Origin of the sequence: Methylobacterium phyllostachyos (genome assembly GCF_900103445.1) — a bacterium.
GTDB classification, from domain to species: Bacteria; Pseudomonadota; Alphaproteobacteria; order Rhizobiales; family Beijerinckiaceae; genus Methylobacterium; species Methylobacterium phyllostachyos.
The window spans coordinates 168,838-182,309 of sequence record NZ_FNHS01000001.1 but is presented as its reverse complement, the minus strand read 5'-3'; the positions used below and the strand labels follow the sequence as shown (position 1 = coordinate 182,309).

Here is a 13,472-nt window from a genome sequence, read left to right as displayed (position 1 = left end):
GTGTTGCAGACCGATCAATCCGAACACCAGCATTCCGATGATCGACCGCGTCTCCGGGCACGGCTCGGCTCACTTGGTTCGCCGGGTCGAGCTGCGCACGGCCACCGGGCGTCGCTGGGCCCGTCATCCCGCGAACTGCAGCACCAGCCATCTGCTAGCCATGCTGTCTCGGTGCACCGAACCGACGCGTGCCGTTCAACGCAACGGTCTAGCCACGAGCCGTATGGACGGCGGATTCTTGGTTTGCAGCGGTTTAAGCCCATCGTCCGCCACCGGCAGGATCATCAGCCGCACCACTCCACGGCCCGATCGACAACTTAACTGCTCAGCTCGTTTCGCCAGTTCGTTTTGAACTCTGCGCGCGAAAACCGCTCCACGGCTTTGCCAAGAAGCGCCTGACGTTGCCGTTTCTCGCTTTCGGGCATCGAAACAAGGTTGCGCATTTGGGCAGCCATTTCGTCGATCGACGAAGAATCTGCGGTCAACGCAGCTTCTCCGGCCACCTCTTCGAGTACACTTTCTCGCGTCACCAATGGGATGAGACCGTGGTTGATCGCTTCCGCGACCGGAATTCCGAAGCCTTCAAGCCGACTGACTAAAACGAAAGCCGTGGCTTTTCGATAAAGCCAGCGCAGCTGAGCATCGGATACGTAGGCCAAGACATGGACGCCCGGCGTGGCCTCGGCGGCTTTCAGCACGTCACCCGCGCCTGGCTCATGTGCGCCACACAGCACATAGGCAACACCCTGCTGGTGCAGCCCTGACTGCGCAAAAGCATCAATGAGAGCCTTTTGGTTCTTGCGATGTCCAAGACTGCCCACAGTGAGAAGGTAAGGCGTATTGATGCCTTCTACGGGGCTTTCCGGGCCAGCTGTAACGTCGGACCTCAGGGGAGGGTATATCACAGATGACCGCATAGGCTTTCCTATCGTCTTGATGAAAGCCTGTTCTGATGCCCTGCTGACGAACACCATCCGAGGGCGACGTTCGCCAATTTTTGCGTAGGCCAGTCGATAAAGGGCCGTGACCCTTGGCTCGAAAAGATCTGGATGCGTCAGCACCCCAAGATCATGACAGATAACCAGATCGTCACCGGTCAATTTAGCGGCAACAACAGTCAGCGGATCCATATGGATCGTATGCCTATGCCGTCCAAAGGCGCTGAATTCTATCCCGAGCCACGTTTGCGCTTTTACTTCCATCGACCAAAGCCGGTCGACTATTCGGGACGCTAGATAGCTGGAAGCACCGCTTAATGGAACCCGCCATGCATAAACCTGTTCTATAAGATTTGTATTGTCATCTATAATATCTCGACCGTAAAAATATTTTCCGGTTCGGTTGTGGAGCGCGAGCGTGAAATCAACATTCCAAGTCTTTGGGTCGGGGGTCATCGATTATTCGCCCTACTTCTCGCCCGAACAACTGTCATAACCATGCTGCGTTTTACTAACATATCGTTAAGCTAACCGGGAAAACAACCACCATGAGCGCGGCGGAATGTCAATATGTTGCGCGCGTAACTCAACGTATTGAATGTTTCAGTGGACGGTATTGGTTTATCGCCTCAGGACGGTGAAGCATCTTGGCGGCTGTCAAGCGTGGCGGCATCGTTGCCGCTCCGCTCATCAACCTATCAATGCTGAGCCCCTATTTGATCCGGCGCAGGCCCGTATCAAGGTCGCTGCGATGGGCTCCTTCTTGCCAAGTGAGGGCTCGATCCGTTTTTGACTGGTAACAACAACCTCGACAGCTCGCCCGAAGTGGATGTCGGGGGTTACCATACCGCTCCTATGGGCAATCCTTTGGTTGGGGCTTCTGGCGCATGGTGAGGCGTGTGTGGCGGTAGAACGGGACAGGCAATCTGCCGGCTCCTCAATGCCACGGAGGTAGAACGTTTGACTGCGACTGGCTGGAAACGCTCCCGTCCGGCTAGATACACTCAACGCGCTGCCGGCGGCGATCGAACGCGAGATCACCAAGCGCAACCGAAGGGCACGACGACGCGTCTCGATCAAACCCATCACCGACATCGTTGCAGCGGTTAGCCGATTCTCTCAACCGGCCGTGCGAAGCAGAGCAGCAAGGCTGAGCAGCGGCCATCCGTCGAGGCCTTGGATTTGCGATCCGCCCCGGATAAGGTGCATACTGCAAAATCGCTTGCCAAAACGCCAGGACGGATAAATGCGGGCTCCCACGAAATCGAACGGTCTGGAAGTTCTGAAAGAACGTCAGATCAATTTCAGCAGCATACTCGATGTTGGCGTCTTTGTCGGAACACCGGAACTCATAGAAGCCTTCCCGGATAAGAGACATATTCTTTTTGAGCCGGTTGCTGAGTTTGAGGCCGAGATTGCGCGTAATTACGCGAACGTTAATTACAGGCTTGTTCGCGCGGCGGTGTCCGAATCTTCAGGAAGTACCGCGTTAGAGACAACGTCGATTGTTGGTGGGGATTCTATTACGCATAGCAGCATCGGGAGCGGCTCCCATGGCGCACAGCGTCAAGTCGATATGACCTCGATCGATGATTTTCTCGACCGGAATGATGAAACCGGGCCTTATTTACTTAAGATAGATGTCGACGGTTTTGAGCTTCAGGTTCTTGCAGGAGCGCGGCGACATGTTCAAGATATCCCGGTCATTGTTGTGGAAGTTCCAAGGTTTGAACTGGTGCCGAGGATGTCGGCAGTCGCGGAAATGGGGTACACACTCTTCGATTTTTTTGAGCCTTGCTATTACGACAGCGCCTTTTGGCAGGCGGATGCGTGTTTCATAAGGAACGATGTGTTTCGGGAAAAGTTTTTAAACATCAATCAAAATTTTGTTCCGGAAAAATTCGAAATCTTTCGCGGATAAGCGTTCTCGAATCGGATCCGTGAGTTGGTGACAGCGATTCTGATTTTCAGATCGGATTGTTGCCTAAATTCTACGAGAGGGAACCAAAAATGATGCAGGTGGTCGCTGCGATGCGGCCGCCGGATGCGCCTCCAACATGAATGGGGCCTTTCGTGGCGGGCGTGGATGCCGGACGGTTGCCCCTGCAGAGCGGACGCGCTGCATGGATGGGACGCGTTGCTGAGGCATTAAGAATGCTCCACCCGATGAAGGTTGCGGATGGGAAGCCGTGACTGCAGCGTGACCGCACCTGATCGTCGGGGCTTCGTAGCGTTTGCTGAGCAGGGCTCTGCTGATCTTCGGTTCCGCTATGCGGAGGTACGACTTTTGCCATATGGGCCGGCGCGTCGTGGAACAGGTTCTCAACGAAGGCAACACAACGACCCAGAAAGCCCACGGAGCAATGCGGCTTCGGCAAGGAGCGAAAGGGCTTCCGCTCACTACAACGGCACAAGCGCTCTGACGGTGATGCAAGTCGCGTTCATACTGGACCAGCTCGGACGTTGGGTCAGGACCAATGGTGCGCCTCTGAGAGTCGGCAGCCAGTAGCTGAGTTGCTGCGAGGATCACATGCGCTGCCGCAATGAGGCACAGCTCGACTCCCTGTTACGACTTCCGACGGCTGGCCTGCGTTCTCGTGTATAACTTGTGTACCTCCGGACGAAGCACGGCGTGCATGCCAACATCGTCACGGTTGCTCACGACAGCCGAAGTCGAGTAAATGTAGCTTTCGTGAGTATCGCTGACAACATTCGAGGACTTGCAAGCGTCCTTTTTGGGTAACAAGCGCTAATCATCAGCGCTAATGCGAGGACTTGTTTCGCCGCAACGCTGAGTCGTCTTGGCCGTTTTCAGAATTTATTATAATATATCTTCCACTGGCGGCCAGATGGTGACCCTTTATTGGCGTAATAAAAAGGCGCACTATGGATGTAACGCGCGCCGGTCGGCGAAGAAACTTAAGTAGCCTCTGCCATATTGACCACCTGAATTAAATTTTTGTATAAAGTGCCGGAAGACGTGTGTGGCATGTAGTAAAACGCTAGACTGTAAACCAATATAGAACCTACGATGAGTGTCTTCGGTTATTCCCCGCGTGCGACTGGAAGAAACAGATGCAAGAGATTGTCATATCCTCATTTGCAGCAGCGCTGAAGCTTGTCCCAAAAAAACTGAGGAAGGGCCTGATTGTCGCGGTCGCTCAAGATGAGTTATTCGCCAAGGAGTATGGACGGAAGGCAGTTGCTGCGTTCGCGCCATTTTCCGGCATAACCGGGGTTATCGCCAATGGGGAGAGCGGGGTTATAATCAGCGCCCCAAATGATTTTATTGTACACAAAACCTATGCGGAGACTGGGCAATGGGCTAAGTCGACTGTAGATATTTTTGTCGACTTCTTTACTGAAAATAACGGACGTGGAACTTTTCTCGACATCGGCGCAAATATCGGTTTAACCACTATACCTATTGTAAACAGGTTTCCTAACGTTAAGAGCATATCATTTGAACCTGAACCGATCAATTTCGCGAACCTTACAAGGAATATTTTGCTCAATTGCGTTCAGGGTAACAACGAGTTGCTTCAACTTGCGCTGTTCAGCGAAGAGTCGGAATTGAAGTTTGAGTTAAACAATATGAACTTGGGAGATCATAGAATAAGGCTTGATGGAAGCAAGCCAGGTAAGGAGGAGGAGCAACTCAGGCCACAGATTACTGTTCGGGCAGTTCCGCTAGATTCTTTCGAGAAAAAGATTGCCGGTCCTATAGCTGTTAAGATCGACGTCCAAGGCGCTGAGCCCTTTGTTTTTCTGGGGGGGCACTCCGTCTTGTCGAAAGCTGAGCTGATCATATTAGAATGGTCTCCATACCTATTGAGCAGGCTCGGGGGCGACTACACCGCCGTGCTAGATTTTATAGCAAACAATTTTTCGCGCTGCGAAATTCACAATGGCGACGGGTTGAATAGAAAATCCGATCTTTCAATTGAGGATACGATCTCTGCTTTAAAAGAACGATTCGGCGCAGAAAGACATGACATCGGAACGAATTATGATTTGATACTGCGTAAATAAACCCGCTTTCCTGCAGAACACGATCCGTATCGAGGATCAGGACACACTCTCTGCCGCCTATAACGGTGACGACGGTAGTATATTTTTGGACTCAGGTCTCCAGTTGATTGTTTCGTAGATGTCCGCACGAGAGTTTCGTCAACTCATCAGGGTATGAGCCGAACCAACGCGTTGCAGAGGCAGTGGATGAGCAATACAGCACCACCGCTTATAGCGTGGAAGCGGCGGTGGCGTAACTGTTCTGGCTCTCAGATGAGCATTGGGCGGTGAAGGCCCAATTCATGGCTGAAGCATCAGCCCGGACCGGGGAGGAAGTACGACCGGCAGATCATCTCCGGTGCCCTTGCGAGCTCACCTCGGGCTGCCGCTAGCGTGCCTGCCCCAGCCGCGTATGGGCCTCGCACGACCGTCTACAACCGCTTCAACCGCCTGGCCCCGGCGTCGCTTCTGAAGGGCGATGTTGGCCGTCCTGGCCAAGGCCGGCTGGTCGGGCCAGGCGGTTGCCATCGATAGCCCCTAGGTGCGAGCACATCGCTTGGCGCGCAGCGGGAAAGGGGGCCCAGGCCATCGGCCCGTCGCGCGGCTGCCAGACTAACAAGATCCATGCACTCACTGACGTCCTCGGCCGGCCCGACTGCTCCTGCTGACGCTTGGCAGCGCCAGCGATGTCATTGGCGCTCCGGCCGTCCTCGCCGAAGCGCCTGGCGGTATCCGCCGTCTGAGCGCCGACAACGGCTACGACGCCGATTGACCCCGCGCTGACCTACGCAGAAGCGGCATCAAGCCGATCATCCCGGGCAAGCACGGCCGCATGAGAGTAGGATCCTCTAGGACAAGCGGCGCTACCGGGAGCGCTAGCGCATCGCGGTGCCGTTTAGCCGCCTTGAGGACCTCCGCCGCACCGCCATCCAGTACGACAAGCTTGCTCGCAACGACGCCTTAGTCGTCACCTCGGCGACCATCATCGCTTTCTGATGCTGATCGGTTCAAAACCTAGGTAGCAAGCTGCGCCAGTTTAAAAATCTTTGAGCGACAGTTTTTCTTGAGTAAAAGGATCAGAAAATAAGCCATCACCGAAAGGCCAGTCTCGAGGAGACAAACAACATAGCGATTCACTACCAGGGATTGCTTATTGATAGCCAGCCCAAGCACGACTGCGAAAACCGCGGAAGCTGCTGCCCATTCGATGTTTGATAGGTAAGCGCCTAAACGAACATGCGCATATTTATAAAGAGCCTTTTGAAAAATTATGACTGAAATGATAGCTACGACAAGTTGGGATACTGCCACGGCTATGGGACCGTAATAGGCGGACGCCACCATCGCGCCAACACTTAAGAGGACGATTTTGCCACGGATAACTGGCAAACTCGATATCGCCCCAGTCACCCCAAGGATCGGCTCCGAGACCAAAACTGGGATCGTAACCACGGATGCTAATGAAAGGAAGAAAACGACGGTCCCAACTTCTGACCACGCAGGACCCAAAATGATTTGGGCTACATCGCCGCCAAAAAAAGCAAGGACGCACAGCGGCCCTGTTAAGATCATGAAGTAGGCACCAATAATTTCCTCCGAGGAAGTGGCGAGATCCTCCTTCTTTTCAAATTTACGCGATAGCATCTTCCAGCATAAAGGTCTCAGCGGCTCCGATACCAGTGAGCTGAGAAGTTGAACCATCCGGACTGAAATTCGGTAGATGCCTGCTGAAGCAGGGCCGAGCATAAAACCAAGGAGAAGATCGGCGGAATAATTTTGAAAATAGATTAAGATCCGATCCGCAATCATGGATCTCCAGAGCTTGTATATGGTGGCAATCTCATCTCGAACGACTAGGCGTTGGTTATAGCGAAAGCCGCTGGCTGCTAGAAGCAGTATTCCTCCGAACCCGAATTGGAAATACCTTCCGATGATCAGGGAATATACGCCTTTGTCCAGCAACAATAACACGCAGCTCACAACTAAGGCCGTTGTATCCAGTATGACGGAGCAGAGAGCCAAAACGCCAAGTCGATGACCTCCGATGAGAATTGCTTCACCGGTGCTTCTCCAGGAACTCGGCAAGCCTAAGAACGCTAGTAACAGTACCAGAGTTGGAATATTACTTTCGGAAAAAGACAAGCGTGCGAGCTGTGAGATGATAATTGTGATTATCACCAACGCGATCGAGCCAGCGCTGCTGACGATAAATGAGGTCTGCACAGCCCGATCATCGTTATGTGAGCTGATGATCCTCTCGTAAGCACCAACACCCACCCATTGGCTAAACATCATCGACAATGCCGAGGCGACAGCAAAGGCGCCGAACTCATCGAGTGTGAGAAGTCTCCCGGCGACAAAAAGCAGCGCACCGCCGCAGAGCTGGCCCCATGCTCGCGAGAAGACAACCAAAAGGGCGACGAAATTTCGGTTCTGAATCAATGAAAAATCCTCAAGCACCCCTGCTTAGAGTGTTATTTAGCCAAAGTCACGTTAATTCGCAGGTAGCTCGACAACGTAGTTTCGAAAGATAAGTCCGGAATTCAGCGATGATTGATTTAAAACGGCCCCAATACCTCTCGCATGCCCGTCGCAATTAGATCATAGATTTGCCCAGTGAAATCAGTTCCGCAGAAAAACCATCTATTGAACCTTTTATCAACAGCTTCGTCGGCAGGGCACAAGCTACCGCTCCGTCCATATCCTTGATCCTAGCTAAAAAAAATAAAGCTTGCCTTACGACGGCTCGATCTCGTTTGATGGAATGGTCCTTTCGCATAGTAGGGCATGAATACGCGGGTTTTGTGTATTTTATGTCAGGCGCACATTAGATAGAGACGGCCACGGGTTTGAAAACTTGGATCGAAAGGGTTCTATCGGCGCAATCTGTTTAGTTTCGGGCTGATTATTTAGGCGCATCAATACCTCCGTGGTTAGGTCGACTTTGATTAAAGAAGGGCGTGCGTTTATAAATTCGACAGCAGGAGAGTTGTGCAACTCAGAAAATCGTGTGGGCTATTTAGATGCAACCAATCGTTATGACTCATTCCTGATGCGAGCCTTTAACGATCCCGGGGCTGAGTCAGCTTAGCCGCGGTTTTCTGCCAGAGCGATCGGAGTCCGCTGTCGGAAAGCACGGATTAGTCTACGTTCGATGGTACGGTGGAAAATGTAGCCGACTGCGATACTAAACACGAGCATGGCTATTGCGGTAATGAGTAAACCCGACGCTGTGGTGTTCAGGCCGAAGACGATTGACAATTTTCCGATAAATTGAAGGACGAACGGGTGTATCAAATAAAGGGAATAGCTTGCGTCGCCTTGTCGACTTATGAAACCGCGGCCGACCGTCTTGCGATTAGTTTCCAGCTGAAGGGCAGAGAAAACCAACAAGGCCGAGGCGCCCACAACAATCAGGTTCTTGAACGCCAAATGATCAACATCAATGGTAAACAGCCCTACGAAACCAGCGCATAATCCAAAGTAACATGCAGTTGCAGGCAATGTAACATGCTTTTCAGCAAAAAATATTGCGATCCCCAAAACAAAACATAAGATCAAATCATCGCCGTAAAAATCGATGTACTCATTTTGAATAAAGTGGGCGCTTATCCAAAGCATTAGGATTAAGGACGATACGATCAGGGCGTCCAAATTACGCTTGAAAACCATGCAAAGACCAAAAAGAAAATAGAAAAAGATTTCATATTCAAGTGTCCAGCCTACAAAAAGTATGGGTTTTATTAGTTGCCCATTCACAAAGTCAGGCAAGAAGAAAAAGGATGCTGCTATACTGCTGGGCTTGATATCGTGAAGCCCGAAGAGTTTGAACCCGCATAATACCATCAACGCTGTGAGGGCGGTCAGGAGCCAGTATACCGGCACCACCCGAGAAAAACGAAGATGAATGAAGCTGCTGATAGACTCCATTTTTCGGGTGGTCAGCGTAATGACATATCCACTGATGACGAAGAAGACATGTACACCTGTCGAGCCGACCATATAATCTCGGGCTATCAAACCGACAGCAAGGTAGTTTTGGACTGAAAACAGGATATGGTGCATCACGACGGAGACTGCTGCATATGCGCGAAGGGCCTGCAAATTATACTTCATTCGCGCATCTCCCCTCTCTTCCCCCTCACCGCCGAGGACTAGCGCATGATGAGCCGATACCTGTGCGACGATTAATGATCGATACACAAAAACAGATGTTATCAACGCAGTGATTTATGAATTACTTACCTTTTTCGGTTGAGTCATTGGCCAATGCGATCGGATCTTTACCGTCGTTGCTCACGATTGTCATCGCCGTCTGAAAAACTTCAGACGCGGTAATTGCCTGCATTGTTACATCCGGGCGGCCAAGATCTTCAAATCCATAAATGATATACCCCGCGTCAGGGTGTGGTGAATCGACGCTATGGCCTTGGCTTCCCCAGGCGCCCCATCGCTTTGACGAGGTGGGCCCGTGCAAGCTCAACACACGAGCATTGCAGGCGCTACCGAGATGAACCACGCCAGTGTCGACCGATACCAGCAGTTTCGCGCTCGTCAGAAGGGACGCCAGTTCCGCAAGCGAGGTCTTCCCGCACAATGAGGTCACCATGACCCCGGCATTCGTCATGGCGTCGATGATTTCGCTCACGGCATTGACGTCCGCCTTGCCGCCAGTGATGCATAGATCGAATCCTTCACTAGCTAACATAGATGCTAGTTCGACCCAGTGGCCAACTGGCCAAGACTTCTCATGCGCACGCCTGCCGCCAGCGAATGGGTGCAGATAAACGGTATTGCTTCTCGACAAATCGGGTCTTACCGCATTTGGCGATACTGGGTGAACCGGTTGCTTGTCGCATCGAGGAAACAAACTTCGGAGGCGCTCCAGATTGGCGAGCTCATGATCGTTGGCATCGTGTCTGATTGCGATATCAAATAAATAATGCCTCGATGAATCGGGTGGTGCGAAACCAATGGCGAACGGCGCCGCGCGCGCGCAGATAGCCGTAACGTAAGGCCAAGGTGTCAGATCTACGATCAGATCGAACGCCTGCGCAATGATTTGCCGTCTTGCCTTAAGCGGGTTGCGAAAATTGCAGGCGACCAGGGTTACTGGAAAATTCAACAACTTTAATGCGGCCAAATTGTTGCTGCCGTGAAGAATCGTAATTTCTGCGTCTTGATAAAATTCTACGATTTGCCGGATCGCGGCGGAGCTGATCAGGGTATCTCCGATCGCGGTGGGTTGTATGATTCCAACCCTCCGGGGACTGAGTGGCAGTTGGTCTTTTTTGACTGCGTAGCGAAACCGCTGGGCGAAGATGCGGCCGGCCCAACGGTCGATCAAGTGACTGTTGCCGCTCGACCTTGTCATGCAGGCACTCTCCAGCGTTCACGGCGATTTATGCGGGATAATTTATACCGCAGTAATTCGAAGCACTGGATCAATCAAGCTGTTGTTGCGCGGCGCTAGTGTTTTACCCCGGATCGAAGTACCTAGTCCGTGGTGTCGGACAGCTGGTACAGGGGATTGGCCAACGGTTCCCTGATAGCGGTTGGGTATTTGGTCCGGACGCGTGGTCTGACGCTTGGCTTGTGTTCGGCGGTGTCGCGTTTGCTCGCGGCCGATGGATCGAGGACGCCGGAGCAGGAGCCGGCTCGTAATTGACGACGGCTGGACACGGGAACCCGCTATTCCTCGGCCGCCCATGTCCATCATCCAGGGTAGCTCGACGTCCGCCAGTTCGATGCCCGTCGGGTCATGCGCGAGGCTCCGGTTGAACTCCTATGAGCTCAGCATCAGGGCGCGACTTCATGAGATGGTTTTGGCGCGACGCGTACTGAGGTCCCAGCCATTGCCACGTGGCTCTCCTAACACCGGCAAATCGCTAACTCGGGTTTGAACCTGCTCTTTCGGACCAGGCTGGCGGTATCCGCTGGCGACAAAGCGTTACAAGGCACTCGCGGCTCTCGTGAGCCACTTCGCCTGCGCATACACGATGGCTCTCGGATGATTGACGCCGAGGAAGATTCGACAGCTTCGGTCGAGGATATCGGAGGTAATCCTGAAATCCTCAGGATCGTAGACGATGTTTCGCCTGTCAGATCGGTATGGGTTGGACCGCACATCGTGCGTCCGTTGCTCCATGATCGGGATCCAATTGGAGAAAATGTGCCGGCCGGACGCGGCGAGGTGCTCAACGCCGCGCTGCTCGGAAAATTTGACTGCTTGGCGCCGATCTTCGAAAGAGACAACCAAGCCGGCGGCGTTTTCCGTGTCGTGGTGCGGTGCGATCCGGATACTTTTACATGATTGCAGCTGCCGTACCATAATTTTCCGGCGCTCCTTAAGCCGCCGAATAATCCGGTCTAGTCGAGACAATTGTGCGTAAAGCACAGCGCCGGTCAGCTCGGACACCCGGTAGTTCACTCCTGCGAAGAACGGTTCTTGAACATCAAGCTCGGTGTTGCGGGTATAACTGCCCACATCATGGTAGATGCGGGCACGCGTGAAGACGGTGCGGTTATTCGTTAGAATCGCACCGCCTTCGCCTGCGCTGATGTTCTTGAATTGATTGAAACTGAAGATACCCACATGGCCGAACGCTCCGACGCGTCCGTGCTTGTACTCAACTCCGACGGCCTGAGCCGCGTCTTCAATGACAAGGATCCCGTTCTTGCGGGCCATCTCGCCGATGCTATCGAGATCGCAAACGAGATTGAGCATATGCACGCCTACGATGGCGCGCGTTCGACTGGTAATTTTCGCCTCTGCTTCCCGGGCGTCGATTGTCATGCTTTCGTCGATGTTGACCAAGATCGGGATCGCACCGACCGCGACAACCGCAGCCGCTGTGGCAACCCACGTGTAGGCCGGGATCAGAACCTCATCGCCCGGTCCGATCCCGGCTGCGACGAGTGCGGTGATCAGGGCACTTGTCCCGCTGTTGACGGCCAGAACGTGCTTGACGCCGATTTTAGAACCAAGTGCGGCTTCGAAACGCGCCGCGAAGCCCCCGGCATCGTTGCTGTACCGCATCAGGTGACCGCTCTGAATAACCCGGGCCAGGGCATGCATCTCCCGCCAGCCGGTACGCGTCATAACCCTTGCTCCGTGCTTGATCTGACGACCCTTGGGGTTCAGGCGATCGCCGTGGGGCAAAGCATCTCGCCACAGGGCAGTTTCATAGTGTCGGCGTCATCGATGTGCAGTCGAATGACTGCAGCAATCACTGATCGATCCGTCGAAAGATACAGTAAGCTTCAAGAAGACAAGTCGGGTCCGACTTTCCATAGATCTCGCTGTCGATTTGCGCCAATGTGAAGCCTAGATCCTCCATATGGGAGAATGCTTCGGCAATCGACCAGTTGTCTTCGTAGATTTGCACCAAAGGAAGTATGAGTTCGACGCCAACAATTTTCTGGAGCGATCGTTGGGCGCCGGCTAGGACCCGCCGTTCATAACCTTGCGTCACAATTTTAAGAAATACCCGGCTGTCGGAATAAGGTTCGTAAATATCATCGAGACGTTCGATGTTGATGGTTTCTTTATGTGCAACTATTGCTGCGGTGTCGTAGCGCTGGGCCTCCGGCGTTTGGGCGAGGAGAGACGTGAAGACGCTGTTTTCACTTACATTGATGGACGAGGTTCTGCGTACGTCGCCGAGGGCAAAGTTATGGGCTTGCCAGTTTGCATCTTGTTCGGAATGCCCCTTGAGGTGTCGGAAAGCATCACCCACGGGCTCGAAGGAGACGATTTTCCCTTCGTAGCCTAATTGCCGTAACCGAAGACCTGTTTGGCCGCTATTGGCCCCGACGTCGAGGAAAAGATCGACTTCCCGAGCCCGGAGGAAGTCGTAGATGTTGGGTCGCCTGCGGTATAAATCATAGCCCAATCTGCGAAACAAATTTTTTACACGCCGATTTGCTATAGTGGAGAGCCTTCCCATCTATCACTCCGTGAGTTGCTAGGCGGCATCCATCTCGAATTGCAATTTGTAAGCGATTAATTAAGTCTTCGGGCGAAGGTGGTGCATATACCGGCTGCATATATCAGTCTGCGGGGAATCGCCATGCTTTTTTCATGCCGGAATTGCCGTGTCAGTCTGAGAGGCTTGCTGCAGTCGGGGAGGCACGGTCAGGGAAGCAAGGTTTGGGTCTGCGTCGGGTGGATCAAATGATGGTTCGGCCTAGCCGAACCTTGGACGCGCTTGGATGCCACCTGTCGGGTGATGAATTGGCGCGTCATGGTGATCGCGGTGGATGAGAGTTTGGGCGAGCTGGGCTCGCTGGAACGTATGGCGCTGCGAAGACTATCCTGCCGCTCGCTCATGCGCGGTTGAAATAAGCGGGGCCGACACCCGGCTTTCGTTTCGCTGCGGCGCGGAATCTGTCTCGATGGTGCAGGTTGGCTCCTTTAGACGACGGAACCCAATCGGCTCGTACTTCGCCCGATATCGGTGGAATGATCCGACATCGCTCCGCAGGTGCCGTGCTTGCGATGTCTGGATCGATCGATTTCGG

At 53.2% G+C, this 13,472-nt stretch carries 8 protein-coding genes and 1 pseudogene; 3 read left to right on the top strand and 6 right to left on the bottom strand.

The features are described 5' to 3' along the window. Positions 1-317: 317 nt before the first annotated feature. Positions 318-1,394, bottom strand: a complete 1,077-nt coding sequence (locus tag BLQ49_RS00805) for a glycosyltransferase family 4 protein (protein ID WP_091712515.1) — start codon at positions 1,392-1,394, stop codon at positions 318-320. A 790-nt stretch (positions 1,395-2,184) separates the two neighbouring features. Between BLQ49_RS00805 and BLQ49_RS00800 the strand changes: the two genes are divergently transcribed. The 3 genes and pseudogenes from BLQ49_RS00800 to BLQ49_RS00790 all read left to right on the top strand — a co-directional run bounded on the left by BLQ49_RS00800 (position 2,185) and on the right by BLQ49_RS00790 (position 5,945). Further along, the gene (locus BLQ49_RS00800; RefSeq protein ID WP_091712513.1) at positions 2,185-2,859 is read left to right on the top strand and encodes an FkbM family methyltransferase; all 675 of its coding nucleotides are present in this window, start codon (positions 2,185-2,187) and stop codon (positions 2,857-2,859) included. Positions 2,860-4,013: 1,154 nt separating this feature from the next. After that, positions 4,014-4,970 carry an FkbM family methyltransferase gene (locus tag BLQ49_RS00795; protein WP_091712511.1) on the top strand — a complete coding sequence of 319 codons (957 nt, stop codon included), beginning with the start codon at positions 4,014-4,016 and terminating at the stop codon, positions 4,968-4,970. Between the two features lie 281 nt (positions 4,971-5,251). Next, positions 5,252-5,945: pseudogene (locus tag BLQ49_RS00790) on the top strand (IS5 family transposase). An 18-nt stretch (positions 5,946-5,963) separates the two neighbouring features. Here BLQ49_RS00790 and BLQ49_RS00785 read toward each other — a convergent pair. From BLQ49_RS00785 to BLQ49_RS00765, 5 genes are all read right to left on the bottom strand, one after another. Further along, positions 5,964-7,409 carry an oligosaccharide flippase family protein gene (locus tag BLQ49_RS00785; protein WP_091712510.1) on the bottom strand — a complete coding sequence of 482 codons (1,446 nt, stop codon included), beginning with the start codon at positions 7,407-7,409 and terminating at the stop codon, positions 5,964-5,966. Positions 7,410-8,036: 627 nt separating this feature from the next. Beyond that, positions 8,037-9,065: an acyltransferase family protein gene (locus BLQ49_RS00780; protein ID WP_091712508.1), complete on the bottom strand. Its 1,029-nt coding sequence runs from the start codon at positions 9,063-9,065 to the stop codon at positions 8,037-8,039. Positions 9,066-9,186: 121 nt separating this feature from the next. Continuing rightward, complete coding sequence (locus tag BLQ49_RS00775; protein WP_091712507.1) at positions 9,187-10,323, bottom strand: glycosyltransferase family 9 protein; 1,137 nt, start codon at positions 10,321-10,323, stop codon at positions 9,187-9,189. A 576-nt stretch (positions 10,324-10,899) separates the two neighbouring features. After that, entirely contained in the window at positions 10,900-12,051 is a 1,152-nt protein-coding gene (locus tag BLQ49_RS00770; RefSeq protein WP_091712505.1) for a DegT/DnrJ/EryC1/StrS family aminotransferase, read from the bottom strand. 127 nt (positions 12,052-12,178) lie between these two features. Next, complete coding sequence (locus BLQ49_RS00765) at positions 12,179-12,898, bottom strand: FkbM family methyltransferase (RefSeq protein ID WP_091712503.1); 720 nt, start codon at positions 12,896-12,898, stop codon at positions 12,179-12,181. Positions 12,899-13,472: the final 574 nt, after the last annotated feature.